Source organism: Bradyrhizobium sp. Unk1 (genome assembly GCF_059512345.1).
In genome coordinates, this window is record NZ_JCAMOP010000025.1 from 63,724 (window position 1) to 89,408 (window position 25,685).

The window sequence follows — 25,685 nt, forward strand, 5'->3', positions numbered from 1 at the left end:
GATGTTCCTGCTTGGCCGCGAGATGCCACACCTGCACGCAGGAACGATCATCCCTTCACGCAAGTTGATCCATACATTGGCTGAGTGGAGAAGCGGGATGTTGAATCAAGGCGAACTGGATCGCGGCGAGATGGGCCGATTGATCGGCAGTGACAAGGTCGAGGGAACATCGGTCTATGGCGCCGACCGCAACAAGATCGGTTCGATCGAACGCGTGATGATCGACAAGGTCAGCGGCAAGGTGTCCTACGCCGTGCTCGGCTTCGGCGGCTTCCTGGGCCTCGGCAACGATCACTATCTACTGCCCTGGCAGTCGCTGAAATACGATACGGAGCTCGGCGGCTATGTCACCGGGATTACCGCCAAGACGCTCGAAGGCGCGCCGAAATATGGCGAACGCAGCGATTGGAACTGGGGTGACGACGCGGCAGTCCGCGGCATCAACTCGTATTACGGTGTTCCCTTCGCGTAAGCTCCCATGGAAAGCGAGATCCGATGAGCAAGGAACGGCCCACCGACGATCCCCGGCGTCAGAATGACTGGGGATCCCACGCCCAGACCGACAAGTCCTGGAAGGGCAATCCGGAGAAGGAGCAGAAGTCGGGCGAGACAAGAGACCAAGACGCACTGAGCAGAGGCGGTTGAAGGATGCGCCTGGCGCCACTCTATCCCACCGCCTCCTTCCGCCCCGGTCCCGCATGCACATGCACCTGTTTCGCGTGCAGCGGCTCACCGCATTCCGAGCAGACCATCACGGGGTCGAACTCCTTGCCGCAAGTCTTGTGCTGGTGCAGCAGCGGGCGGCCGCGCTCGTCGCCCATGTGGGTGTCGCCCCAATGCACCATCGCCATGATGATCGGGTAGAGGTCGAGGCCCTTCTGCGTCAGGATGTATTCGTAGCGCTTGGGCGCCTCGGAATAGGGGACGCGGCGCAGGATGCCGAACCGTACCAGCTTCTTCAGTCGCTCCGAGAGCAGGTGCCGCGTGATCTGGAGCGAGGACTGAAATCCCTCGAACCGGCGCACGCGTAAAAAACATTCGCGCAGGATCAGCAGCGTCCAGCGGTCGCCGACCACGGCGACGGTGCGGGAGAGCGAGCAGGGCTCTTCATCCAGCGTGTCCCACTTCATGGTGCGATCTCCGGCAAAGGGTAGTAAGTCAGAAAAAGGAACTGACTTGAATGATCAGCGCTATTTCTATTGAAGGCTATCATTCACCCCCGTGGTTTGACAGTTCTATTTTAGAACTATAGCCTCTGACGCGGTCACATACCGTTCTCACCGAAGGAGGCGACCTTGCCCAAGCGAAATGCGACAGCCGCCGTGATCGGGGCCGGCGATTTCATCGGCTCCGAGATCGCCAAGAAATTTGCCGCGGAAGGTTTCACGGTCTTCGCCGGCCGCCGCAACGGTGACAAGCTGGCGCCGCTGGTGGAGGACATCGAGGCCGCCGGCGGCGAGATTCACGCGCGCTCGCTCGATGCACGCAAAGAGGAGGAGGTCATCTCCTTCCTCAATGACGCCGACCAGCATGCGCCGCTCGAAGTCTGCATCTTCAACGTCGGTGCCAACGTCAATTTCCCGATCCTCGACACCACCGAGCGCGTATTCCGGAAAGTGTGGGAGATGGCCTGCTATTCCGGCTTCCTCGCGGGCCGGGAAGCGGCGCGGCTGATGCTGCCGCGCGGTGGCGGCAACATCTTCTTCACCGGCGCGACGGCGAGCTTGCGCGGCGGCAGTGGCTTTGCCGCCTTTGCCAGCGCCAAGTTTGGTTTGCGCGCGGTGGCGCAGGCGATGGCGCGCGAGCTCGGGCCGAAGAACATCCACGTCGCCCATCTCATCATCGATTCCGGCGTCGACACCGAGTGGGTGCGGCAGCGCCGGCTCGAAGCGCTCGGGGCGAATGCGCTTGATAATCCCGACCTTCTGATGCCGCCGTCGTCTGTCGCGGATGCCTATTGGCAGCTCTATCAGCAGCCGAAGAGCGCCTGGACCTTCGAGATGGAGATCCGCCCCTTCGGAGAGAAATGGTGACCGCGGAGCAAAAGTCCGACTAGACTGATCCCAATACAAACTGAAATCCGGGAGGCCCCTACGTGAAGACTGCGATCACCGAACTGTTCGGCATCGAGCACCCGATCATCCAGGGCGGCATGCATTTCGTCGGCTTTGCCGAACTCGCCGCTGCCGTCTCCAATGCCGGAGGGCTTGGCATCATCACGGGCCTCACGCAGAAGACGCCGGAATTGCTCGCGAAGGAAATCGCGCGCTGCCGCGACATGACGGACAAGCCGTTGGGCGTGAACCTCACCTTCCTGCCGACCTTCTCGGCGCCGCCTTATCCGGAATACATCGCGGCCATCGTCGAAGGCGGCATCAAGGCGGTCGAGACGGCGGGGCGCAGCCCGGAGCAGTACATGCCTGCGCTGAAGGCCGCTGGCATCAAGGTGATCCACAAATGCACATCGGTCCGCCACTCGCTGAAGGCCGAGCGCATCGGCTGCGACGCCGTCAGCGTCGACGGCTTTGAGTGCGGCGGCCATCCCGGCGAAGACGACATTCCCAACATGATCCTGCTGCCGCGCGCGGCGGAGGAATTGAAGATCCCGTTCGTGGCCTCCGGCGGCATGGCCGACGGGCGCAGCCTCGTCGCGGCGCTGTCGCTGGGCGCCGCCGGAATGAACATGGGCACGCGCTTCATCGCCACCAAGGAAGCACCGGTGCATCAGAACGTGAAGAACGCGCTTGTTGCGGCCACCGAGCTCGACACCCGCCTGATCATGCGCGCTCTCCGCAACACCGAGCGCGTGCTGAAGAACGCCAACGTCGATCGTCTGCTCGAGATCGAGCGCGAGAAGGGCGCCAAGTTGAGCATCGACGATATCCACGACCAGGTCGCGGGCGTCTATCCCAAGATCATGCTGGACGGCCAGATGGACGCCGGCGCCTGGAGCTGCGGCATGGTCGCAGGACTGATCCACGACATCCCCTCCTGCAAGGAACTCGTCGATCGCATCATGGATGAGGCGGAACAGATCATCCGCAGCCGCCTGATGGGGTTCCTGGACGGGACGGGTGCAGCGCGAAAGGTCGCCTGACAGCGCCAAACTTCTTAACCACGGCGGCACTTGGCCGCTGGAATTGCGCGTGACGCCTCCTAAATAGGGGTAAATCACCCTTGAAATAAGCAATCTCAAGAGGCGTCCGTGGTCCTGAAGAGCGTTCCTTTTGCAGTTGCCATTGCCCTCGTGCTCGCATGGGGCGGCATTGCGCGCGCTGACGACTACAAGCCCGACGAATATCTTGGTCTCGATCTCTCCAAGGCGGTGCTGTCGCCGAAGCGGCTCGGGCCCGAGACGCAGTTCGCCCCGGTCGCGTTGGAGGCGAAGGGTGGCAACGAGGCGCAGGCGCGCGCCGAGCCGATGGACGTGCCGAAGAAAGTTGCCGCCGAGCGCGTGCACGTGGCCGAGCCGAAGCCTGTTCATGCCAGGAGCGCCCAGCCACGCGGCGCAGCGCGTACCAAGCTCGCACATCGTCGCGGCAATCCGCTGGACGCGCAGGCGATGGACACCCGCATCCAGACCTGGCCGTGCCGCACCGGCGGCATTTGCAACTGGAAGCGCTAGCCGGGTCTGTCCCGTCATCCCCGCGTCGCAAAACCGTAGGCGCGGAGTCAAGAAACCGTCAGGATAGGGGTCAAGGAGCGCAGGCACCTTCCGTCGCGATTCGACGAAGGTTTCCTGAATGGCAACGCTCCGCGCCTCGCGCGCATGGACCCGGCGGCAGTTCCTGGTCCGCTCGACTTCAAGTCTCGCCGTTGCCGCGCTCGGCACACTCGCAAAGCCATCGATCAGCCGCGCCGCCGATCGCCCGCAAATCATGGGCGGCATTCAGTCCGGCGATGTCTCGGATGGCTCCGCCGTGATCTGGGCGCGCGCCGACCGGCCCGCGCGAATGCAGGTGGAATGCGCGACCGTCGAGAGTTTCAAGACGATCATGGCGTCAGCTTCGCGCGACGCGCTGCCCGATGCCGACCTCACCGCAAAACTGCTGCTGAACGATCTGCCGTCCGGGCAGGACATCTTCTATCGCGTGCGTTTCGACGACATCGCCACCGGCATTGCCGGCGAAAGCCGCGTCGGCCATTTCCGCACCGCGCCGGCCGCAGGGCAATCTATCTCGTTCGTGTGGTCGGGCGACGTCGCGGGGCAGGGCTGGGGCATCGACATCTCGCGCGGCGGCTATCGCAGCTATCGCACCATGCTGGACAATCGCCCGGACTTCTTCATCCACTCCGGCGATCACATCTACGCCGACTGCACGATTCCCTCCGAGCAGAAGCTGCCGAACGGCGAGACCTGGCGCAATCTGGTGACCGAGGAGAAAGCCGAGGCCGCGCACACGCTGGCGCAATTCCGCGGCAACTACAAATACAACCATCTCGACGAGCATTTTCGCGCGTTCCATGCGAACGTCCCGATGTTCGCACAGTGGGACGACCACGAGGTCACCAACGACTGGTCGCCGACCGGCAGCTACGACGACGCCGGCTATGAAGACGACGGCACACCGCGCCTGGTCTCGCGCGCCCGTCGCGCCTTCTTCGATTTCATGCCGATCCGCGACATCGGCGCACGACAGGGCCGGGTCTATCGCAAGATCGCTTACGGTCCGCTGCTCGACGTCTTCATGATCGACATGCGCAGCTACCGCGATGACAGCTGGAACAAGGGCGAGGACCATCGCGGCTGGATTCTCGGTGCCGAGCAGCTCGCCTGGCTGAAGCGGGAGCTCGCCGCTTCGCGTGCCACCTGGAAGGTGATCGCGGCCGACCTGCCGATTGGCCTCGTCAGCCTCGATGCCGTCGCGCTCGGCAATGGAGCGCCCGATCGGCGTGAGCACGAAATCGCAGATCTGCTGGCCTCGATCAAGCGCGCGGGCATCCGCAACATCGTCTGGCTCACCGCCGACATGCACTACACCGCCGCGCATTATTACGATCCGAACAGGGCGCAATTCCAGGATTTTGAGCCGTTCTGGGAGTTCGTCTCCGGCCCGCTCCATGCCGGCACCTGGGGTCCGGGCGAGCTCGACAACACGTTTGGCCCGGTCGCGATGTACCAGAACGGCTGCAGCGAGGCGCAGGGGGAGAACCTCGCGCCGTGCTTCGGCCTGCAGTTCTTCGGCAGGGTCGACATCGACGGTGCGAGCGGCGTGATGACCGTGACCTTGAAAGACGTCGACAACCGCGACCTCTGGTCGGTCGACATCGTGCCGCAGCCGCAGGCGCGCCCGGCCGTGGTGGCGCAGCATTCGTGACTCTCTCCGTCGTCATGGCCGGGACGAGCCCGGGCATGACGGTGGGGAAGGGTTTGCGTATCCAAAGCTAACCCGATCTTGATTGGCCGCCGCACGCCTCCCGCGCTATACTGATTGCTCCCGCCACCTCTTTTCCATCACCGAAGAGTTTACCCTCGCGGCCCCACCGCGTGTTCGGCGGCTGAAATACGTCAGGAGTTGACCCATGGATCATCTGAAGACACAGGGCATCAGCATGCCCAAGCTCGGCCTAGGCACCTTCCGCATGCAGGGCGATGCCTGCCGCGCGGCGGTCGAGAGCGCGCTGTCGATCGGCTATCGCCACATCGACACCGCCGAGATGTACGCCAATGAAGAGCCGATCGGTGCGGCGCTCGCCGCGGCCCGACTGCCGCGCGGCGAGCTGCATGTCACGACCAAGGTTTGGCACGAGAATCTCAACCCCGATGCGATCCGCCGCGCCTTCGACACCAGCCTGACCAAGCTCCGGCTCGACCATGTCGATCTCTACCTCGTGCACTGGCCATCGAAATCCGCGAACTGGGGCGCGGTGTTCGAGACCCTGATGGAGCTGAAGGAGGAGGGGCGTACGCGGGCGATCGGCGTGGCCAATTTCACCACGGCGCTGCTCAAGATTGCGGTCGAGGACATCAAGGCCCCGATCGCCTGCAACCAGATTGAATATCACGCCATGCTCGATCAATCGAAGGTGCTGGCCTATCTCAACGCCAGGTCGATCCCGCTGGTCGCCTATTGCCCGCTCGCGCAGGGACGCATCGCGTCGGATCCGGTGCTGGCCGAGATCGGTGCCAGGCACAACGCGACCGCCGCGCAGGTCGCGCTGAAATGGCTGCTCGACCAGAACGGTGTCGCTGCGATCCCGAAGGCCTCGCGCCGCGAAAGCCAGCAGGCCAACCTCGATGCGTTGAAGATCACGCTCGACGATTTCGACCGCAACAAGATCGCGGCGTTGCCCAAGGACAGGCGTTGCGTCAATCCAGGCTTTGCGCCGGCGTGGGATTAGCGCCAGCACGCTTTTCGGACGCAAAGAAATGGCCCCGGGAGGGGCCATTTCCATGATGCATTACGCATCAATCCCAGTGGTGCCGGTGACCGCGATTGACCACCACCACCCGGTCACGATGATGCCAGCCGCGATGCCAGCCGTGGTCACGATGCATGCCGTATTCGGCGCGGGCAACGTACGGGCCGTGATGGCCACCGCGCTTGATCACCACCGTTTCGGCACTTGCCAGCGTCGGTGCCGCGATGACGAGCGCGCCGAGAGCCGCAACCACATAACCAAGCTTCTTCATGATGTCCTCCTCCAATGCAATGCACATGAGAACGGCGCATCTGTGCGAACGTTCCGGAGAAACTGGAAGAGAATTCTGAATGGATGTTCAGACAGAGATAATCCGGAAAAATGTGAAGCGGTCTTGCGAGAGATCATGCTCAGCCGCGATGGTCAATCGCAGCGTTGCTGCGCTGGTGTCGGCGCGCCTGTCGCGACGTATTTGCCGTCCCTGATCGTGTACACACCGCGCTCGCTGCGATTGTAGATCGCGCTCAGGCTGCCATCCTTCGCCAGCAGCAGCCCGAACTCACGCGTCTGGTGCAGCGAGGGGAAGTAAACCATCACATTGAGCAGGCCCTCGGCGTCGACCGTGGCGGACACCACTTCGTTCTCGTCCTTGGCCTCGCCGAAATCGCGACGGTACATCACCCGGCCGTCCTTCCTGATCTCGTAAGTCAACAGCGAGCCCTTGTTGCGGTCGGGCCGGGCCGCGCAATCGACCGCCCATGAGCCGAGCAGGCCCCATTGCTCGACCGTTGCCGCAAGCGTCTCGGCGCCGGCCGCGGGCGCGAACGCAATCCACAGCACCACCGCCGCGATCCAGCAGCCTAGACAACGCGTCATGTCCTGAAAAACCCCGCCTCGAACAAGTGCAAGTGTAGCATCCCGCGCGCGATCGTCCACGCGAGCTGCCATTCGCGCGCGAATTTGATCCGCATCAATGAGGCCGGTCGTATCAAGGCTAGGATGGCGCTCCCGAAGGCGAAGTTGGTGAGAGCGATGCTGAATCAAGTCATGGATTTCGCGGGCGAGGTACTGCCGGGGAGCTGTGCCGTGCCGCCTTATTCCGAGACCGCGTTCCTGGCCGAGCTGGGCGAGCGCTTAAGGTCCTCGCGCGCGCGGTGCGAGCTGTCGCGCCGGGAGCTTGCCCGCCGCTCCGGGATTTCGGAGCGCTACATCGCCCAGATCGAGGCCGGCAAGGGCAACGTCTCGATCGTACTGTTGCTGCGGCTGGCCTCCGCCATCCACGGCAGCCAGCCTCGGGTGGCCTAGAGCGAGCCTTAGGCCCGCTTCTCCACATTGGCGCTGCGGGCCGGCACGCCGAACTCCTTGCGGCAGACCTCGGCCAGCACTGCGACGCCCTCACGGATCTGCTGATGTGAGGGGCTCGCAAAGCACAGCCTGAGCCGCGAGCTGGAATGGGGCTTGTTGGTCGACCATTCCGGCCCCGGATTGATCGAGACACCGGCGGCGAGCGCTGCCTGATACAGTTTGAGCGTATCGACCTGGTCGGGCAGCTTCACCCACAGGAAAATGCCGCCCTTGGGCTCCTCGAACTCGGCCGCCGTCCCGAACTGCTCGTTCAGCGCCTCCATCAGCGTGTCGAGCTTCGTGCGCAGCGCCTTCGTCAACGCGGGCACGTGGGTCGAGAAATGCGGCTTGCAGTAGGCGGCCAGCACCATCTGCTCCAGCGCGCCGGAGCCTGCGTCCGTCTTCAGCGCCAGCATCCGCGACATCACATCCCAGGGCGCGACGATGAAGCCGACGCGCAGCGCCGGTGCGATCGATTTCGAGAACGAGCCGATATGGATCACGCCGCCGTTCGGGCTCATCGCGTGGATGGCCGGTGGCCGCTGTCCCGACCAGACGAGATCGGCGTAGCAATCGTCCTCGAAGATGGGCACGCCATATTCGGCCGCGAGCCGCACCAGTTCAGCGCGACGACTTTCCGGCATGATGCTGCCGGTCGGATTCTGCACGGTCGGGATGGTGTAGATGTATTTCGGCCGGATGCCGCGGCTCTTCAAATCGGCCAGCGTCGAGGCCAGCACGTCCATACGCATGCCGTCCTTGTCGAGGGGGATGCCGACGACGTTGACCCCGAGCCGTGCCAGTCGGGTCAACGAGCCCTGATAGCTGTCCTGCTCGAAGATCACGGTATCGCCGCGCGTCAGCAGCGTCGCATTGACGAGGTCGAGCGCCTGCAGCGAGCCGGAGACGATCAGGAGGTCGTCGACCGTGCAGTTGATGCCGGCGTCGCGCTTCAGTTTTGTCACCAGGAATTCGCGCAGGGGCAAATATCCCTGTGGCCCGTGTGCCAACCCGTAAGTGGCAAGCGAGCGGCCTTCCTTTTGCAGGGCGGAATTGGTCGCCTCGATCAGGCCGTCGAGCGGCAACTGCTCGGAGTCGTTGTTACCGCCGACGAAACTGTACTTGGCGAGGCCCGTCCAGCGCGCGGAAGGGGCCGGCAGCCCTGCGGGAAACAGGGGCGCGAAATCGAAGCTGGACGTCATGGGGGCGTTCCTCGTTTTGTTCTTGTTGAGCGGCCGGCCTTGCGCCGGCGTGCCTTACTTCTTGCCGGCCGTCCTCGTCGGACGGCCTCTACTTCTTTGTGGCCGTCCGGGTCGGACGGCCCTGGCTGATGAAAGCGTAATGCGCATTGGCGACGCCGCCAACCATCAAGGCCTCGACCACGGGCTCGGCGATCTCGCCTGTTGCGGCCCAGTCGACGAGGAAATTGGCCCCGGTCCCGCCGCGCACGTCGTCGGTCGGAATGAAGATCGAGACGGTGGCCAGAGGCTTCAGCGCCACCTGACCCTTCAGGTAGGTCTCGACCTGCTTGCCTGCGGTGTCGAAATAGGCGATGCGTTTGACCACCAGCGGCTGGGTCTCGGAGGCGTTGTGAACGCTCAGCGTCACCGAGAAGTCGACTCGCAGCTTGCCCTGGCTCATCGCGACGCTGGAATAGGCGGGCACATAGAACCCGCCGGAGACGGCGAGTTCCTCCTTCGGCAGTGTGGTGAGCGAATCGGCAAAGTTTTGTTCGATATTGACCTTGGATTGCGCGGCTGCGGGCGCGGCAGAGGCGAGGGGACATAGCAGCATTGCTGCGAAAAACCCTGCTCGCATGTGACGAATTGCTCGCTTGCCGCGCCGCAACCTGGCTCTAGGGTGCGGCAAAACGGACCAATTTGGTATGCACGAACTCATTCGCGACATCACTCTCTGTATTCTGTTTGCCTGGATGCTGGGCCTGCTCGCCCATTTCTCCCGGCAGCCGCTGATCCTGGCCTACCTTATCGCCGGCTTCTGCATAGGTCCATTCGGTGCCGGCTGGGTCAAATCACAGGAATCGATCAGCGTCATTTCCGAGCTCGGCCTGATCTTCATGCTGTTCATGATCGGCCTCGAGATCGACCTGAAGAAGATCGTGCGGGCGGGAAAGGTGATCCTGTTCGCGGCAGGCGGCCAGCTCATCGGGGGCTGCCTGCTCGGGGTGCTGTTCTTCGTCGGCATCGGCCTGTCGCTCGGCGGTGGGCATTTCGATGCGGTCTATCTCTGCGTCGCCTGCGCGCTGTCGAGCACCGTGATCATCGTCAAGGTGCTCTACGAGAAGCGCGAGCTCGACACGCTGCCTGGTCGCATCACGCTCGGCGTCCTGGTGCTCCAGGACATCTTCGCCATCCTGTTCCTGGCGGTGCAGCCGAGCCTCGCCAATCTCGAGGTCAGCGTCATCCTGCTGTCGATCGGCCGTGTCGCGGTGCTGGTCGCCGCCGCGCTGCTGGTCAGCCGCTACGTGCTGCCGCGCCTATTCCATCAGATTGCCCGCCGCCCCGAGCTGATCCTGCTTGGCGCACTCGCCTGGTGCTTCCTCGTCGCCGAGACCGCGGAGCGGCTCTCGCTCTCGCGCGAGATGGGTGCGCTGATCGCCGGCGTTTCGCTGTCGACCTTCCCTTACGCCCTCGACGTCACCGCCAAGGTCACCACGCTCCGCGACTTCTTCATCACGCTGTTCTTTGTCGCGCTCGGCATGACCATTCCCGTGCCGGGCCTCTCCGTGATCGGGCTTGCCTTGATGATCGCGGCGTTCACGGTGGTGAGCCGCCTCGTCACCACCTTCGCCCCGCTCTATCTGATGAAGCAGGGCCTGCGCGCCAGCCTGTTGCCGGCCCTTAACCTCGCGCAGATCTCCGAGTTCTCGCTGGTGGTGATCCAGACCGGCGTCGCCGACCATCACATCGCGGCCGAAACGGCGAACGCAGCCTCCTTTGCCTTCGTGGTGCTGGCGGTGCTCTCGACCTTCGTGATGACCCGCAGCGACGAGATCACCCGCTGGGCGATCGGCCGCCTGAAGCGGATCGGCCTGCGCGACCTCGACCATGGCAACGGCCATGCCGAGGAGGGGCAGGAGGGCGGCCATGGCGAGGCCCGCCGCATCGTCATCCTCGGCTTTTTCCGTGCGGCGAGCGCGCTGCTGGCCGAGATCGAACGGCAGGCGCCGGTGCTGCTCGAGCAGATTACCGTGATCGACTTCAATCCCAATGTGTACAAGACGCTGCTGTCGCGCGGCCTGCACGTGATCTATGGCGACATCAGCAGCGCCGACACGCTGCTCCATGCCGGCGTCGGCAAGTCCGAGATGATCATCCTCAGCGTGCCGGACGCCCTTCTCAAGGGCGCCAGCAACGAGAAGCTGGTCCGCCACGTCCGCACCCTCAACCCGACCGCCATGATCGTTGCCACGGCCGATCTCTTGTCGGATGTGGGCGAGCTCTACGCGGCCGGCGCCAGCTACGTCACCGTGACCCGGCTCAGCGACGCTCATGAGCTGTTTACCGTGATCGAAGCCGCCCAGGCCGGGCTGCTGCCCGACAAGCGGGCCGAACTCGATGTCCGGCTCGGCGAGCGGCGCGAAGTGCTGCCCTGAAGGCGGCGCTGCCGCTTTCCGTCCGGGCCGTGTGCGCCTATATCCCTGGTATCTTCGGTGCAAGCCTCAGACCCGCGGGCCGGGCCACCGTCAGGCATATGCGGTTGCGTCCAGGACACTAGCGCTTGGGGCCAAGTCCGGCTAAGGCGTCCGGCGAAGCCTCCCGGCCATAACCGATAGAGATTGGGAAATGCCCGATAACGTTCAGGAAGTCTTGCAGGCCTTTGCCCGGGGTGAGCTCGTGGTCGTCACCGACGACGAGGACCGCGAGGGCGAGGGCGATCTGATCGTCGCCGCCTCGCTCTGCACCGCCGAGAAGATGGCGTTCATCATCCGCCATACCTCCGGCATCGTCTGCGCGCCCGTGACCACCGAGGACGCGCGCCGCCTCCGGCTCGATCCGATGGTGGCCCACAACGATTCCGCGCACACCACCGCATTCACGGTCTCGATCGACTACAAGCCCGACGGCGGCACCGGCATCTCGGCCGAAGAGCGCGCCTCGTGCTGCCGCGCGCTGTCCAATCCCAATGTCGGCGCCAACGATTTCGCCCGTCCGGGCCACATCTTCCCGCTGATCGCCAAGGACGGCGGCGTGCTCTTGCGCTCCGGCCATACCGAGGCCGCGGTCGACCTCTGCAAGCTGTCCGGCCTGCCGCCGGTCGGCGTCATCAGCGAGTTGATGAACGACGACGGCAGCGTGATGAAGGGCGAGCAGGTCGCCCGCTTCGCGGCCCAGCACAAGCTCAAGCATGTCACCATCGCCGACATGATTGCCTACCGCCAGGTACGCGAGAAGCTGATCGAGCGGGTCTCGACCTTTGTCACTGACAGCCCGATCGGGCCGCTCCAGGGCTATGCCTACCGCTCGCCGTTCGATTCCATCGCCCACGTCGCGTTCGTCTATAACGGCGTCGGCGACGGCAAGAACGTGCTGACGCGCTTCCACAAGCCCAACATCGTCAAGGACATCTTCACCGGCCACAAGCGCATGGCGGCAGTGCTCGAGCACTTCAAGAAGTCCGGCCGTGGCGTCTTGGTTTACCTGCGCGACGGCGCCGCCGGTGTCCCCGTTGCCCCGTTGCCCGATGAGAGCGCGAGCGAAGCGGACCGCAACCGCCAGTGGCGCGAGGTCGGTGTCGGCGCGCAGATCCTGCGCGATCTCGGCGTCACCTCGATCCGCCACCTCACCTCATCGGTGCACGACTACAAGGGCCTGTCAGGCTTCGGCATCGAGATCGTCGCCAACGAGCAGCTCGAAAGCTAGCGCTGTCATCCCGGGGCGCGCGCTACGCATCCCCGGGATTTACGCAGACCCATCCATCTGCAACGCAATTGCACTTGTTGCCGCGGCGCTTTAGTTTGTCGGGCAAATTTTGACGGAACCAGACGAAAGGACGTTTCATGAGCGTGCGCCCTCAGACCAAGGACAAGCCGGCTGCGGCTTCCTTCCAATGGGACGATCCGTTCCTGCTCGACGAGCAGCTCACCGAAGACGAGCGCATGGTGCGCGACACCGCGCGCGCCTATGCCCAGGACAAGCTGCTGCCGCGCGTCACCAAGGCTTATCTCGAGGAGAAGACCGACCGCGAGATCTTCAACGAGATGGGCGAGCTCGGCCTGATCGGCATTACGCTGCCTGAGGAATATGGCTGTGCCAATGCGAGCTACGTCGCCTACGGCCTGGTCGCGCGCGAGATCGAGCGGGTCGATTCCGGCTATCGCTCGATGAACTCGGTGCAGTCCTCGCTGGTGATGTATCCGATCTACGCCTATGGCGACGAGAACCAGCGCAAGAAGTACCTGCCGAAGCTCGCCAGCGGCGAATGGGTCGGCTGCTTCGGTCTCACCGAGCCTGACGCCGGTTCCGATCCGGCCGGCATGAAGGCCCGCGCCGAGAAGGTCGCGGATGGCTATCGCCTGACCGGCAGCAAGATGTGGATCTCGAACGCGCCGATCGCCGACGTGTTCGTGGTCTGGGCAAAGTCGGCCGAGCACGACAACCAGATCCGCGGCTTCGTGCTGGAAAAGGGCATGAAGGGGCTCTCCGCGCCGAAGATCGGCGGCAAGCTCAGCTTGCGCGCCTCCATCACCGGCGAGGTCGTGATGGACGGCGTCGTGGTTCCCGAGGACGCCCTGCTGCCCAACGTCTCCGGCCTCAAGGGCCCGTTCGGCTGCCTCAACCGCGCCCGCTACGGTATCTCCTGGGGTGCGCTCGGCGCCGCCGAGGATTGCATGCACCGCGCCCGCCAGTACACGCTCGACCGCAAGCAGTTCGGCAAGCCGCTCGCCGCGACCCAGCTCGTGCAGAAGAAGCTGGCGGACATGGAAACCGAGATCGCGCTGGGCCTCCAGGGTTCGCTTCGCGTCGGCCGTCTGATGGACGAGGGCAAGTTTGCGCCCGAGATGATCTCGATCATGAAGCGCAACAATTGCGGCAAGGCCCTCGACATCGCCCGCGTCGCGCGCGACATGCACGGCGGCAACGGCATCTCGGCCGAGTACCACGTGATGCGCCACGTCCATAACCTCGAGACCGTCAACACCTACGAGGGGACGCACGACGTCCACGCCCTGATCCTGGGACGTGCGATCACGGGCATCCAGGCGTTTTTCTAGTCGCCTCGGAATTCCGTGGTGGCTGTCTTGCTGCGCTGTCATCGTCCGCGAAAGCGGACGATCCAGTATTCCGGAGACCTTGCTTTCGCCACTGGTGCCGCGGCGTACTGGATACCCCGCTTTCGCGGGGTATGACGAAGAGTGTGGCGGCACGCACAGGAAGTCCCATGTCCGACAACGACGACATCCCGTTCAACCGCAACTTTCCGCTCAAGGCCGGTGTCGTCGAGGAAGTCCGTCCCGGCGTGCGGCGCGTGCTCTGTAACAATCCGAGCCCGTTCACCTTCACCGGCACGGTCAGCTACATCGTAGGCCAAGGCAACGTCGCGATCATCGATCCCGGCCCGGACGACGAGGCGCATGCGGCGGCGCTGCTCGATGCCGTGCGCGGCGAGACGGTGAGCCATATCTTCGTCACCCACACCCATCGCGACCATTCGCCGAACACCGCGCGGATCAAGCAGGCGACCGGCGCGCCTGTCTATGCCGAGGGCCCGCACCGTGCCTCGCGCCCGCGCTTCGAGAGCGAGAAGCACAATCCGGAGTCCGGCGCCGACCGCGATTTCGCGCCCGATACCAGGCTCGCCCATGGCGACGTCGTCGAAGGCGATGGCTGGCGTCTGGAGGCCGTGGCGACGCCCGGCCACACCGCCAATCATCTCGCCTTCGCCTGGCCCGAACGGAAATTCAACTTCGTCGGCGATCACGTGATGGGCTGGTCGACCTCGATCGTGGCGCCGCCCGACGGCTCGATGATCGACTACATGGAGTCGCTCGACCGCCTCGCCGTGCGCGAGGAGGATCTGTATTTCTCGGGCCACGGCCCGGAGATCCCGGACGGCCAGCGCTTCGTGCGCTTCCTGATCCGCCACCGCAAGGCGCGCGAGGCATCGATCCTGCACCGCCTGGCCAAGGGCGAGGCCGATATCCCGACCATGGTGCGCGCGATCTATATCGGCATCGATCCCAGGCTGACGACGGCCGCCGGCTATTCCGTTCTGGCGCATCTGGAAGATCTGGTCGCGCGCGGCGTGGTGACGACGGATGGCGATCCCGTAATCGGTGGAACGTATCGAATGGCTTAGGGGCGAATGGCGAATAGGGAGCAGCGAATAGGTGCTTTCCACTCGCTATTTGCTACTCCCCATTCGCCGATCTCACTTCTTCACCGTCTTCGCCGGCGCCTTCGGCGGCGCGACCGGCGTCTTCTTCACCGGCTTCAGCGCGTCGGCATCGGCCGCGGTGTTGAGATCGTCGATGAATTTTTTGACGCGCGCGGCGTTGCTGCCGAGATCACTGTCGAAATAGCGCGACGCCGAGCGGATATCGACGCGGGAATCGTCGCCGTCGGGCACGACCCGGATCGAGATGTCCTCGCGGAATCCCATGATCGGCGTCCGCGCCACCGCCTCGATGCGGCCGATACGGCGCGGCGGCTGCGGCTCGCGCTCGTCGATGACGAGCCATTTGCGCTTGATGACGAGCTGGCGCGCAATCGCATAGGCCCGATCGACCGGGATCTCGAGCTCGATCGGCTCGATGTCGGGATAGAACTGGCGCTGCTGCTCGGCCGAATAGAGGCCGGCATAGACCGCGGTGTTGGTGCCATCGCCGGTGCGCAGATGCGCGAGCGCGTCGAAGCGTGGCGGGTCGATCGGGTTGGTGGTGATGTCGTAGATCGGCGGCAGCTTGCGGTATTGCAGAGCGAGATAAGCGGGATAAGCGAGGATCGCGCCGTCGATGAGGAAGGCGAGCAGGATGCGCCCCATGCCGCGCGAGCCGTTCTGCCAGATCGCGGCAAAGCCCGCGAGCCCAAACAGGATCGAGAGACCGGCGATCGCGAGCCCGCCGAAGAACGTCATCAGCGCCGGTTTCATCTCCAGGAAGTCGAAGCGGACGATGATGATCGAGACCACCACCGCCACCACCGCGAACACGGCCAGATTACGCGCCCAGCTCGCGAGGCTGGACACGGGCTCCGACTGATAGGGAGCGGAAAACCTGCGGGCCATCGGGTGAAGCTCTGCCGGGGTTTTAGGGGCGGTATCGGCCGATTTGGCGCGACGATGGGCCGTTGAGACCACGGCCCGGGGGCAAATTCAAGGGTCGTTCACCCTCCCCTGGAGGGGGAGGGTCGATCGCGCGAAGCGCGAGCGGGGTGGGGTGATCCCTCCACACGGGCACCATCCCCGTGGAGAGACTGTCGCCCCACCCCGTCTCTCATTTTCGCTGCGCTCAAATGCGAGCCGCCCCTCCCCCTCCAGGGGAGGGTGGCACCTTTTACGCCGCCGCGTTCGGGAAGCGGTAATCCTTGAACTGGTCGCGCAGTGCGGTCTTCAGGATCTTGCCGGTCGCGGTGTGCGGAATGCCGTCGACGAAGGCGACGTCGTCAGGCATCCACCATTTGGCGATCTTGCCGTCCATGAACTTCAGGATGTCCTCGCGGCTGGCCTGCTGGCCCTGCTTGAGCTGCACGATCAGCAGCGGCCGCTCGTCCCATTTGGGATGATAGATGCCGATGACGGCGGCCTCCGCCACGGCGGGATGGCCGACCGCGAGGTTTTCGAGGTCGATCGAGGAGATCCACTCGCCGCCGGACTTGATCACGTCCTTGGAGCGGTCGGTGATCCGCATGTAGCCGGCCTCGTCGATGGTCGCGACGTCGCCGGTGTCGAAGAAGCCTTCCTCGTCGAGGATGTTGCTGTCGACGCGGTAATAGGCCTTGGCAACGGCGGGGCCGGAGACCTTGAGACGGCCGAAGGTCTTGCCGTCCCAGGGCAGCTCCTTGCCGGCATCGTCGGTGATCTTCATCTCCACCGCGAAGGGCGCATAGCCCTGCATCTGCAGCACGTCGAGCCGCGCATCGCCGGTCGCATTCTGGAACGGCGGCTTCAGTGCCGCGACGCTGCCGATCGGACTCATCTCGGTCATGCCCCAGGCGTGGCGCACGTTCGAGCCCATGTCGAGGAAGGCCTTGATCATCGAGCGCGGCATCGCCGAGCCGCCGCAGATCACCATCTTCAGGTCCGGCAGCTTCAGATTGTTGGCGGCCATGTGCTGCAGCAGCATCAGCCACACCGTGGGCACGCCCGCCGTGTGCGTCACATTCTCGGTCGAGAGCAGCTCGTAGACGGAGGCGCCGTCGAGCTTGGCGCCGGGCATGACCAGCTTGGTGCCTTGCGAGGGCGCCGAGAAGGCGATGCCCCAGCTATTGGCATGGAACAGCGGCACCACCGGCAGCATTGTCTCGGACGCGCTGGTGCCGAGCGCATCGACATTGTTCGCCATCAGCGCGTGCAGCACGTTGGAGCGATGCGAATACAGAACACCCTTCGGATCGCCCGTGGTGCCGGATGTGTAGCACATCGCGGCTGCCGTGTTCTCGTCAAAGTCCTTCCATTCGAACTTGCCGTCGGCCTCCGCGATCCAGTCCTCGTAGGCGACCACGTTCTTCAGCGTCGTCTGCGGCATGTTCGCCTTGTCGGTGAGCACGACGTAGCGTTCCACGCTTGGCAGCTTGTCGGCGATCTTCTCCAGGACCGGAACGAAGGTGAGGTCGGTCATCACGATGCGGTCCTGCGCATGGTTGATGATCCAGGCGATCTGCTCGGGGAAAAGGCGGGGATTGACGGTATGGCAGATGGCGCCGATCCCCATGATGCCGTACCAGACCTCGAGATGGCGCCAGGTGTTCCAGGCGATCGTTGCGACACGGTCACCGAGCTTGATGCCGTCTCGCTCCAGCACCTGCGAGACCTTGAGCGCCCGCTTGTGGATTTCGCCGTAGGTGGTGCGATGGATCGGTCCCTCGACCGATCTCGTAACGACCTCCTGCTTGCCATGAATCCTGGCGGCGTGTTCGATGATCCGGTGGCAGAGCAGGGGCCAATCTTGCATCAAACCAAGCATTCAGACATTCCTCCGAGGTGGGCTGGACTTTTTATAGCTCTCAGCGCTGGGCCAAAGAATTGTCATGAGTTTTAGCCTGCCGGACTTTCGCCGCAAATGGTCTTGTCGCGGCTATATGTCCGCGGGCGCGGCAATGGTTACCGCCGCGCTGGGGCTGTCGCTTGTGCTGGCCGAGAGGGCAGAGGCGCGAAAATATGCTGCGCCGCTCGATATCTTTGGCTTTGGTACACCACGGCCGCGCGCGACGGTTCATTCCGCCAAGATGCCCGTCAGGATACCGCTACCAAAACCGCGTCCTGAAGAAGCCCCCAAGGCAACGGACGAGGCCCCCCCGGAGACCGAAGGAAAACCTTCTTCCGACAAGCCGAGCGCGACCAAGCCCGCCGAGGCCGCGCCGCCGCCCGAGAAGCAGCTCTCGGCCTGCCGGCTGGCGCTGACCGAGGAGATCGCAGTCGCGCCGTCCATTCCCGATATTCGCGGCCCCGGCGCCTGCGGCGGCGAGGATCTGGTGCGGCTGGAGGCGATCGTGCTGCCGGACAAGCGCAAGGTGGCGGTCAAGCCGGCGGCGGTCCTCCGCTGCACCATGGCGTCCGCGATCGCCGATTGGGTGCGCAAGGACATGGTGCCGCTGGCGGCGAGCCTCGGCTCGACCATCAGCGACCTCGACAATTTCGACAGCTTCGAATGCAGAGGCCGTAACCGCATCGCCGGCGCGATGCTGTCCGAGCACGGCAAGGCCAACGCGCTCGACGTTCGCGCCATCAAGCTCGCCAACGGGCAGTCGATCGGCCTGACCGACCGCAGCATGCCGCGCGACGTGCGCGAGCGCGTGCTGCATTCGGTCTGCGCGCGCTTCTCCACCGTGCTCGGTCCGGGCTCGGACTGGTATCACGAGGACCACATCCATCTCGACCTGGCGCAGCGGCGCAATGACTACCGGATTTGTCAGTGGAACGTCTGGGATCCCCTGCCGCAGGTCGCCCCGTTGCTGCCGTTGGAACGGCCCGAGGAGGCGCCGCCGCGCGAGATCGCGGCCAGGCCTGAGGCCAAGGATGGAGCCAAGGATGCAGCCAAGGATGGAGCTGATGACGAGGCAGCGCAGAAGTCCCCGGCGCCTGCGGACAAGTCGGCCGCCAATGGCAGCAAAGCCGAGCCGCACAAGCCGGCAACAAAAAAGCGCCGGTAAAACCGGCGCTTTTGAATGTCTGAGAGCAGGAAGCGATCAGTAGCTGCCCGCCTGGCCCGTCTGGCTGCCGCCGAGCGCGAGGCGCGAATTGTAGGGCGAGTCGCCGTGCTTCGGCTCGAGCACCACGACAATGGTGCCAACCTTGACGCGGTTGTAGAGGTCGATGGCATCCTCGTTGGTCAGGCGGATGCAGCCCGACGAGATCGAGGCGCCGATATATTCCGGCTGGTTGGTGCCGTGAATGCGGAACAGCGTGTCCTTGCCGCCGGAGTAGAGATACATCGCGCGGGAGCCCATCGGATTGTCCGGACCCGGTGCAACGTAGGTCGGCACGCCCAGTCGCGAAATCTCGCCCGGGGTCGGATGCCAAGCCGGCCACTCGGTCATGCTGCCAACCTTGGCAATGCCCGACCAGGCCATGGCTTCTTCGCCGACGGTGATGCCGTAGCGGATCGCCTTTCCGCCATCCAACACCCAGTAGAGGTAATGGTTGTCGGAATCGACCACGATCGAGCCCGGCGATTCCTTGCGGTGGTAATCGACGATGGCGCGGCGGAACGGCTCGGCGACCGGGGTGTTCTCGTACCGGACCTTGGCGAGGAGTTCCTTGTCCTTCGGCTTGAAGGCCTTGGTGTCGGTCGCTTCAAAATGTGTGGCCTGCATGCAGCCCGACAGCATCAGGCCAGCGGCCAAAATACCCAGCATAACTTTCAGCGACGACATGAATTGGTTCCAATCGACAACAACAAGCTTACGCGGAGCTTGAGCCAAGCTCAAAACCACGACTCCGTTGGCCCCTATTATCGTGGAAATCTGCCACAATTCCAGCGTTTCAGACCTTTTCCCGCGCTGCGAGAGCCAACCTGTGGCTTTTTTGCCGCAAGTTTTGCGCTCCTGTGCTGGTTTTTGGGCAAAAGGCGCCGGACTGTCGATTCCGTGCCACGGTTGGGCCACGGCGCCGCCACAAATGCAAACGCTCCATTAATGTGCTTGTCATCATGAACTTGTCAGAATCGCGCTAAGGGGCTGTCAGTCTGTCGCAGGCCCCCTGCTGGAGTTGTGCATGTTTTCTGTGTTCGTTCCCTCCGACTCCTCCCTCAAGAAAGCGGTCGTCGAGGACCTCGCGGCGGTTCCGGAGCACGCCGTGTGGATCGACCTGGTCAACCCGACCGCGGCTGAGGACAAGGCGGTGGAGCGGCTCTCGGGCATCGCGATCCCGACCCGGGAGGACATGCAGGAGATCGAGATCTCCAGCCGCCTCTATATCGAGAACAGCGCGCGCTACATGACGGCGACGCTGATGTGCCAGTCCGACACCGACATGCCCCGGACCACGGCTGTGACCTTCATTCTCGGCGACCATCGCCTGGTGACGGTGCGCTACGACCAGCCCAAGCCGTTTGCGCTGGTCGAGGCCAAGCTGGCCCGGTCCTGCGCGCCGGCGATCACCGGCGAGATGGTCCTGATGGAACTGCTGGACGCCGTGATCGACCGCTGCGCCGACATCCTGGAGCGCTGCGGCGCGGAGATCGACCAGGTCTCGCACGACATCTTCGAGCCCGAGAGCGAGCGCCACGGCCACGCCAAGCAATATTCCCAGATCCTGATCTCGATCGGCCGCAAGGGCGATCTGACCTCGAAGGTTCGCGAAAGCCTGGTGTCGATCGGCCGCGTCGTCACCTTCCTCTCCGCGGTGGTGGAGGGCGTGAAATGGTCGAAGGACATGCGTGAGCAGCTCAAGACCATGCAGCGCGACGTCGCCTCGCTGACCGACCACGCCTCCTATCTCTCCAGCAAGATCACCTTCGTGCTCGACGCCATGCTCGGCGTCGTCAATCTCGAGCAGAACAACATCATCAAGCTGTTTTCGGTCATGGCCGTTGTCCTGATGCCGCCGACGCTGATCGCCTCGATCTACGGCATGAATTTCAAGGCGATGCCGGAACTCGAATGGGTCCACGGCTATCCGATGGCGCTGGTGATGATGCTCGCCGCCGCGATCGTCCCGTACTGGATCTTCAAGTTCAAGAAGTGGCTTTGATACCTACCGAGACCTTACGCCGTTCAACGAGACATGGTGGTTGGTGTCGCAGAATAGAGCGGGATTGAGGCCGCGCGGTGATGTGTGCCCGCCGCCCCAATTCCTCCGGTAAAATTTGAGCAGTGGGCTGAACGTTTGCGCGAAACTTGTCTGCGATAAGCAGCATGTTAGCCGCGAGGAACAGCCATGGTTGAAAAACACATAACGTCGCCCCGCAACGTCATCGATCTGGCGAATTACCGTCAGGTCCTGGCGAGCGGCAAGGCGTCGTCGATGTCGGCACGCATGTGCCGGCACTGTGGTGCTCCGCTGCTCGATGGTGAGAACGACGACGACTGCTCGACTGCGTTCAGCACGGCCGCTCCGCGGCTGCGCGATCGGTCGCGTCGGATTCGAGTCGATTGAGGAACGGAAGGGTAAAGGCGATCCAGGTCCTGCGGCGGCGTTGTCTGGATCGCCTTGCTTCCCGCCCTTCGAGCGGGAAAATCATCTAGCGCTTCACGATCTGGGCCGTCGAGACGACGGTCTCGGCGATGGCGCCGTCGCGACTGAAGGGAGCGAGATGCTGCCCGACATCGCGCAGCATCGCGTCGGCATTTTCGCCAAGCGCTTCCGGCGATGACGACGAGTAGGTGAGCGTGCGTTCCGCCAAGTCGTGCAGGCCGACCAGATGGCTGGTCTCGATTGAGACGAGTTCAGCGGGCTGAAACGAACTGCCGCGAAAGAATGCTGGGAGGTCGCGGTGAGTCCGCGTGCCCCGACCGGCCTCCTCCCACAGCTTGGCCGGTGACCATCGGCGGCGCGCTTCATTGTAGCCGTCAAGCCACGGGTTGCGGCCGTCGGTGGCCGAGAATGAGGCGCAGATGGCAATTGCGCCGTCGTGCGCGACCAGCCGGTCGAGCAGTGCAAGCGTCAGGTCGCGATCCATCCAATGCAGGGCGCGCCCGATCGTCACGAGATCGAAGCTGCCGATGTCGGGAGCAAGCGTTTCGGCCTTGCCCTCGATCAGCGTGATATACCGCCCTGCGCCCGCTGCGGCGCGTCGCGCCGCCTCGATCATCTCGGGCTCGGGATCGACGCCGACAACGCGGCCGACATAGGGGCCGAAGCCGAGCGCCAGGAGTCCGGGTCCGGTGCCGAGGTCTATCAGGCTGCCCTGTTTGGTGAGACCAAGCTTGTGCGCGACGCTGTGAAAGAATTCGCTCGGGTAGGGCGGCCGCAAATGCTCGTAGAGTGAGGCAGTGCTCGCGAACCGGCCCATGCTTCGCCTGCCTGGCCTTACACGTGCTGGCCGCCGTTGATGTGGATCTCGGCGCCGTTGACGTAGGAGCTGGTGTCCGTGCACAGCACGTAGATGATCTTGGCGACCTCGTCCGGCGTGCCGAGCCGGTGCATCGGGATCTGCTGGTCGACGATCTTCTCGGTGCCCGGTGACAGGATCGAGGTGTCGATCTCGCCCGGCGCGATCGCGTTGACGCGGACGCCGACCCGGCCGAAATCGGAGGCCATCTCGCGCGTCAGGGATGCAAGCGCAGCTTTCGATGTGGCATAGGCGGCGCCCGCGAAGGGGTGCACGCGCGAGCCCGCGATCGAGGTGACGTTCACGACCGAGCCCCTGGCCGCCTTCAACTCCTCGATCAATCCCCGCGCGATCATGATCGGCGCAAAGAAATTGACGTGGAAGACGTGCGTCCAGGTATCGAGGTCGGTGTCGACCGAGCCAAGCCGCGAGCCGCCCGGACCCTTCGGCGAGATCGCGGCGTTGTTGACGAGTGCATGCAGCATGCCGCCTTCGAGCCGGTTGCGGATGTCGGTGATCGCGCGCGCGGTGTCCTGGGGGTTGCCGAGGTCGACCTGGATGTGATCCTCGGGGCCGGCGTCCCACGGGCAGTCCTCGGGGAAGGGATGCCGCGAGCAGGTGATGACGCGCCAGCCCGCCGACGAGAAGCGGATCACGGTGGCGTGGCCGATGCCGCGGCTCGCTCCGGTCAGGAGCAGCGTGCGGCGCGGCGCATTGGACGAATGCGGCATGGACATCTTTCAGGTCGGCCTGAGCTCAGGGATACATCCGCGTCTTGGACCATGGCTGGCCGGCCGCGTCACGGCGAAATTCGATACGGTCGTGCAGGCGGAACGGGCGGTCGTGCCAGAACTCGATACGCGAGGGCGTGATGCGCCAGCCGCTCCAGCCCGGCGGCCGCGGCACCTCGCCGATGATGTGCTTGGCCGCGACTTTGGCGATGGCTTGTTCGAAGGCGAAGCGGCTTTCCAGCGCCTCGGACTGCTTGCTCGCCCAGGCGCCGATCTGCGCCTGCTTGGGGCGGGTGGCGAAGTAAGCGTCGGCCTCGGCGTCGGTCACCGGCGTCACGTTGCCGCGGATGCGGACCTGACGGCGCAGCGACTTCCAGTGAAAAAGTAACGCCGCCTTAGGATTTGCGGCGATTTCGCGGCCCTTCTGGCTCGCGATGTGGCTGTAGAAGACGAAACCGTCGGCATCGAAGCCCTTCATCAGGACCATGCGCACGTCAGGCAGTCCGTCGGGATCGACGGTTGCGAGCGCCATGGCGTTCGGATCGTTCGGCTCGCTCTTGATCGCCTCGTTCAGCCAGGCCTCGAACAGCGCAAATGGCTCGTCGGCGGCGGTGAAATCACCGGATGTTAAGGGTGTCTGGTGTTTCATCGAGGTCGTGTCGGTCATGTCCGGAGTCCGAATTGCGTCCCGCGGCCCAAAACGCGTTGTTGTCCGCTACCGCCCTATATAGGGCATGGGGACGCGTTGGCCTATCGGCGATCCGGCCGTCCGGCTTTGTCATGACAATGATTCTGATCGGGTTCGGCTCCGGCGGCTGCAGCTTTTCCCGCAACGACACCAGCGCCTACGCCAAGGCCGACGACAGCGACCTGACCGGCTCGATCGCGCGGTCGGCAAAGGAAGCCCCGCCGACCGACACCGATCTTGCCTTCGCCCGTAACGCCGCCTCCGACGTGCTGAGCAAGGGCGACAAGGATTCCAGCCAGCACTGGGAGAACCCGGAAACCGGAGCGCGCGGCTCGGTGACGCCGATCGCGCAGTCCTACGCCGCCGAGGACGGCCGCAAGTGCCGGGACTTCCTGGCGAGCTACGTCAATGGCAGCACCGAAAGCTGGCTCCAGGGCGCCGGCTGCCAAAGCAGCCGTGGCCGTTGGGAGATTCATACGCTAAAGCCGTGGCGGAGCTAGGAATCGGCTCTGCGGCTAGTTGCAAAAATGCCACTCGCCTCCCACATGACCAGCAGATGGGGCGGGGAGCCCTTTGAACAATTCGATTTCCTGAAGGAGACGTGACGGATGCGCGACCCCTATGAGGTCTTGGGGGTGCCGCGGAGCGCCAACGCTGCCGCGATCAAGAGCGCCTATCGCAAGCTTGCCAAGAAGCACCATCCCGACAGCAACAAGGATGACCCCAAGGCCGCCGAGCGCTTCTCCGAGATCAATTCGGCGAACGAGATCATCGGCGACGAGGACAAGCGCAAGCAGTTCGACCGCGGCGAGATCGACGCCGACGGCAAGCCGCGCTTCCAGGGTTTTCCGGGTGGCGGCGGGCCGCGCGGCCGTGCGGGTCCCGGCGGGTTCGAAAGCTATACGTTCCGCAGTGGCGGCGCGGGCCCTGGTCAGGGCGGCGGCGCGTTCGAGGACATCCTCAACAGCATGTTCGGCGGCGGGACGCGTGGTGCGCGGCCCGGGGCCGGCGGCGCCGGGCAGTTCGAATTCGACACCGGCGGGATCGGCCTCGATCTCGACGTCAATGTCGCCATGTCCGTCTCGCTGGAAGAATCGGTCAAGGGTGGCGAGAAGCGCGTCCGGCTGCCGACGGGCAAGGAGCTCAACGTCAAGATTCCGGCCGGCGTCACCGAGGGCCAGCAGATCCGGTTGCGGGGGCAGGGCGAGAGCGCTCGGGGCCATCCGCCGGGCGATCTCCTGATCACGATCAGCATCGCGCCACACCCGTTCTTCAAGATCGAGGGTGCCGACCTCAGGATCGACCTGCCGGTCACGCTCTACGAGGCGGTGCTCGGCGGCAAGGTCCGCGTGCCGACCCTCGGCAATGCCGTGGAACTGTCGGTCCCGAAAAACACCTCCAGCGGCCGGACCTTCCGCCTCAAGGGCAAGGGATTGCCAAAAACTGGCGGAACCGGGGATCTCTTCGTCACCATCAGGATTATGCTACCGGACGGGAACGACGCCGAGCTTGAGGCATTGATGGAGAAGTGGCGGGACCAACACCCCTACAATCCACGTAGCGGGCTTGGCTAAAGCATGATCCGGACCCGGAGGGCCGCGTGAGCGCGAGGCGTTCAGCCGTTCTCCGAAAAGATCATGCGCAGAGAAAATTGCTGAAGCGCGAGCCATCGCGCTTTAGGGCGAGATCGCAACTGAAGGGGGTCTCCCAAAGGACCAGAGCATCTCTCAACAGATGATGCTCGTCATATGCCTGAGGCGTGATAACGCCGCTCGGCTCATGTGGTTCGACGTGTCGGCTGTCCGGCGGGGCAGTCGATAAATAGGTGCGGCCTCGAGAGGGGGACCAGCGCGGTACCAAAAACCCCAATCGAGGCCGCCCGCGTCGA

Annotated in this window: 27 protein-coding genes; 16 read left to right on the forward strand and 11 right to left on the reverse strand. The window is 64.2% G+C overall.

The window, feature by feature from the left end:
* Nucleotides 1-97 precede the first annotated feature (97 nt).
* Entirely contained in the window at nt 98-472 is a 375-nt protein-coding gene (locus AC5ZFO_RS28750) for a PRC-barrel domain-containing protein (protein ID WP_282521471.1), read from the forward strand.
* Nucleotides 473-665: 193 nt separating this feature from the next.
* Here AC5ZFO_RS28750 and AC5ZFO_RS28755 read toward each other — a convergent pair whose 3' ends face one another.
* Nucleotides 666-1,130 carry a winged helix-turn-helix transcriptional regulator gene (locus AC5ZFO_RS28755; protein ID WP_166350493.1) on the reverse strand — a complete coding sequence of 155 codons (465 nt, stop codon included), beginning with the start codon at nt 1,128-1,130 and terminating at the stop codon, nt 666-668.
* 165 nt (nt 1,131-1,295) lie between these two features.
* Here AC5ZFO_RS28755 and AC5ZFO_RS28760 point away from each other — a divergent pair, with 165 nt between their 5' ends.
* The 5 genes from AC5ZFO_RS28760 (at nt 1,296) to AC5ZFO_RS28780 (ending at nt 6,342) form a co-directional block, all read left to right on the forward strand.
* Nucleotides 1,296-2,033, forward strand: coding sequence for an SDR family oxidoreductase (locus AC5ZFO_RS28760; protein ID WP_282521469.1), 738 nt, complete (start codon nt 1,296-1,298; stop codon nt 2,031-2,033).
* Between the two features lie 62 nt (nt 2,034-2,095).
* Nucleotides 2,096-3,097, forward strand: coding sequence for an NAD(P)H-dependent flavin oxidoreductase (locus AC5ZFO_RS28765; RefSeq protein ID WP_282521468.1), 1,002 nt, complete (start codon nt 2,096-2,098; stop codon nt 3,095-3,097).
* Nucleotides 3,098-3,205: 108 nt separating this feature from the next.
* Nucleotides 3,206-3,625, forward strand: coding sequence for a hypothetical protein (locus tag AC5ZFO_RS28770; protein WP_282521467.1), 420 nt, complete (start codon nt 3,206-3,208; stop codon nt 3,623-3,625).
* A 118-nt stretch (nt 3,626-3,743) separates the two neighbouring features.
* The gene (locus tag AC5ZFO_RS28775) at nt 3,744-5,318 is read left to right on the forward strand and encodes an alkaline phosphatase D family protein (RefSeq protein WP_282521466.1); all 1,575 of its coding nucleotides are present in this window, start codon (nt 3,744-3,746) and stop codon (nt 5,316-5,318) included.
* 205 nt (nt 5,319-5,523) lie between these two features.
* Nucleotides 5,524-6,342 carry an aldo/keto reductase gene (locus AC5ZFO_RS28780; protein WP_282521465.1) on the forward strand — a complete coding sequence of 273 codons (819 nt, stop codon included), beginning with the start codon at nt 5,524-5,526 and terminating at the stop codon, nt 6,340-6,342.
* Nucleotides 6,343-6,409: 67 nt separating this feature from the next.
* Here the strand turns inward: AC5ZFO_RS28780 and AC5ZFO_RS28785 are convergent, their stop codons facing one another.
* Both AC5ZFO_RS28785 and AC5ZFO_RS28790 read right to left on the reverse strand, forming a co-directional pair.
* A complete protein-coding gene (locus tag AC5ZFO_RS28785; protein ID WP_282521464.1) occupies nt 6,410-6,634 on the reverse strand; it encodes a hypothetical protein in 225 nt (74 codons plus the stop codon).
* A 152-nt stretch (nt 6,635-6,786) separates the two neighbouring features.
* A complete protein-coding gene (locus AC5ZFO_RS28790; protein ID WP_282521463.1) occupies nt 6,787-7,239 on the reverse strand; it encodes a hypothetical protein in 453 nt (150 codons plus the stop codon).
* Nucleotides 7,240-7,395: 156 nt separating this feature from the next.
* Here AC5ZFO_RS28790 and AC5ZFO_RS28795 point away from each other — a divergent pair, with 156 nt between their 5' ends.
* On the forward strand, nt 7,396-7,668 hold the full coding sequence (locus AC5ZFO_RS28795; RefSeq protein ID WP_282521462.1) for a helix-turn-helix domain-containing protein: 273 nt from the start codon (nt 7,396-7,398) through the stop codon (nt 7,666-7,668).
* Nucleotides 7,669-7,676: 8 nt separating this feature from the next.
* Here AC5ZFO_RS28795 and AC5ZFO_RS28800 read toward each other — a convergent pair whose 3' ends face one another.
* The gene (locus tag AC5ZFO_RS28800; RefSeq protein WP_028158083.1) at nt 7,677-8,909 is read right to left on the reverse strand and encodes an aminotransferase-like domain-containing protein; all 1,233 of its coding nucleotides are present in this window, start codon (nt 8,907-8,909) and stop codon (nt 7,677-7,679) included.
* An 88-nt stretch (nt 8,910-8,997) separates the two neighbouring features.
* On the reverse strand, nt 8,998-9,525 hold the full coding sequence (locus AC5ZFO_RS28805; RefSeq protein ID WP_404979794.1) for a DUF3124 domain-containing protein: 528 nt from the start codon (nt 9,523-9,525) through the stop codon (nt 8,998-9,000).
* A 67-nt stretch (nt 9,526-9,592) separates the two neighbouring features.
* Between AC5ZFO_RS28805 and AC5ZFO_RS28810 the strand changes: the two genes are divergently transcribed.
* The 4 genes from AC5ZFO_RS28810 (at nt 9,593) to AC5ZFO_RS28825 (ending at nt 15,027) form a co-directional block, all read left to right on the forward strand.
* On the forward strand, nt 9,593-11,323 hold the full coding sequence (locus AC5ZFO_RS28810; RefSeq protein ID WP_282521460.1) for a cation:proton antiporter: 1,731 nt from the start codon (nt 9,593-9,595) through the stop codon (nt 11,321-11,323).
* A 190-nt stretch (nt 11,324-11,513) separates the two neighbouring features.
* Nucleotides 11,514-12,590 (forward strand): 3,4-dihydroxy-2-butanone-4-phosphate synthase, encoded by a 1,077-nt coding sequence (gene ribB / locus AC5ZFO_RS28815; protein ID WP_028148219.1) that lies wholly within the window; start codon nt 11,514-11,516, stop codon nt 12,588-12,590.
* A 137-nt stretch (nt 12,591-12,727) separates the two neighbouring features.
* Nucleotides 12,728-13,942 (forward strand): acyl-CoA dehydrogenase, encoded by a 1,215-nt coding sequence (locus tag AC5ZFO_RS28820; RefSeq protein WP_496122876.1) that lies wholly within the window; start codon nt 12,728-12,730, stop codon nt 13,940-13,942.
* 167 nt (nt 13,943-14,109) lie between these two features.
* On the forward strand, nt 14,110-15,027 hold the full coding sequence (locus AC5ZFO_RS28825; protein ID WP_282521458.1) for an MBL fold metallo-hydrolase: 918 nt from the start codon (nt 14,110-14,112) through the stop codon (nt 15,025-15,027).
* 72 nt (nt 15,028-15,099) lie between these two features.
* Here AC5ZFO_RS28825 and AC5ZFO_RS28830 read toward each other — a convergent pair whose 3' ends face one another.
* Nucleotides 15,100-15,954: a DUF1499 domain-containing protein gene (locus AC5ZFO_RS28830; protein ID WP_282521457.1), complete on the reverse strand. Its 855-nt coding sequence runs from the start codon at nt 15,952-15,954 to the stop codon at nt 15,100-15,102.
* Nucleotides 15,955-16,222: 268 nt separating this feature from the next.
* Nucleotides 16,223-17,851 carry a fatty-acid--CoA ligase gene (locus AC5ZFO_RS28835; protein ID WP_282521456.1) on the reverse strand — a complete coding sequence of 543 codons (1,629 nt, stop codon included), beginning with the start codon at nt 17,849-17,851 and terminating at the stop codon, nt 16,223-16,225.
* A gap of 64 nt (nt 17,852-17,915) precedes the next feature.
* On the opposite strand from AC5ZFO_RS28835, the gene AC5ZFO_RS28840 reads away from it, so the two are divergent.
* Nucleotides 17,916-19,037 carry an extensin family protein gene (locus tag AC5ZFO_RS28840; protein WP_282521455.1) on the forward strand — a complete coding sequence of 374 codons (1,122 nt, stop codon included), beginning with the start codon at nt 17,916-17,918 and terminating at the stop codon, nt 19,035-19,037.
* A gap of 36 nt (nt 19,038-19,073) precedes the next feature.
* On the opposite strand, the gene AC5ZFO_RS28845 is transcribed toward AC5ZFO_RS28840, so the two are convergent.
* The gene (locus AC5ZFO_RS28845) at nt 19,074-19,760 is read right to left on the reverse strand and encodes a L,D-transpeptidase (RefSeq protein ID WP_028148213.1); all 687 of its coding nucleotides are present in this window, start codon (nt 19,758-19,760) and stop codon (nt 19,074-19,076) included.
* 340 nt (nt 19,761-20,100) lie between these two features.
* Here AC5ZFO_RS28845 and AC5ZFO_RS28850 point away from each other — a divergent pair, with 340 nt between their 5' ends.
* Together AC5ZFO_RS28850 and AC5ZFO_RS28855 are read left to right on the forward strand one after the other, a co-directional pair.
* The gene (locus AC5ZFO_RS28850; protein WP_282521454.1) at nt 20,101-21,078 is read left to right on the forward strand and encodes a magnesium transporter CorA family protein; all 978 of its coding nucleotides are present in this window, start codon (nt 20,101-20,103) and stop codon (nt 21,076-21,078) included.
* Nucleotides 21,079-21,264: 186 nt separating this feature from the next.
* Complete coding sequence (locus AC5ZFO_RS28855; RefSeq protein ID WP_028148212.1) at nt 21,265-21,483, forward strand: hypothetical protein; 219 nt, start codon at nt 21,265-21,267, stop codon at nt 21,481-21,483.
* Nucleotides 21,484-21,568: 85 nt separating this feature from the next.
* Here AC5ZFO_RS28855 and AC5ZFO_RS28860 read toward each other — a convergent pair whose 3' ends face one another.
* From AC5ZFO_RS28860 to pdxH, 3 genes are read right to left on the reverse strand one after another with little or no spacing between them, the layout of a single operon-like run.
* Nucleotides 21,569-22,339 carry a class I SAM-dependent methyltransferase gene (locus AC5ZFO_RS28860; protein WP_282521453.1) on the reverse strand — a complete coding sequence of 257 codons (771 nt, stop codon included), beginning with the start codon at nt 22,337-22,339 and terminating at the stop codon, nt 21,569-21,571.
* Between the two features lie 17 nt (nt 22,340-22,356).
* Nucleotides 22,357-23,109 carry an SDR family NAD(P)-dependent oxidoreductase gene (locus AC5ZFO_RS28865; protein WP_282521452.1) on the reverse strand — a complete coding sequence of 251 codons (753 nt, stop codon included), beginning with the start codon at nt 23,107-23,109 and terminating at the stop codon, nt 22,357-22,359.
* 25 nt (nt 23,110-23,134) lie between these two features.
* On the reverse strand, nt 23,135-23,776 hold the full coding sequence (pdxH, locus tag AC5ZFO_RS28870) for a pyridoxamine 5'-phosphate oxidase (protein WP_282521451.1): 642 nt from the start codon (nt 23,774-23,776) through the stop codon (nt 23,135-23,137).
* Between the two features lie 113 nt (nt 23,777-23,889).
* Between pdxH and AC5ZFO_RS28875 the strand changes: the two genes are divergently transcribed.
* Complete coding sequence (locus AC5ZFO_RS28875; RefSeq protein WP_282521450.1) at nt 23,890-24,297, forward strand: RT0821/Lpp0805 family surface protein; 408 nt, start codon at nt 23,890-23,892, stop codon at nt 24,295-24,297.
* A 108-nt stretch (nt 24,298-24,405) separates the two neighbouring features.
* The gene (locus tag AC5ZFO_RS28880; protein ID WP_496122877.1) at nt 24,406-25,371 is read left to right on the forward strand and encodes a DnaJ C-terminal domain-containing protein; all 966 of its coding nucleotides are present in this window, start codon (nt 24,406-24,408) and stop codon (nt 25,369-25,371) included.
* Nucleotides 25,372-25,685 lie beyond the last annotated feature (314 nt).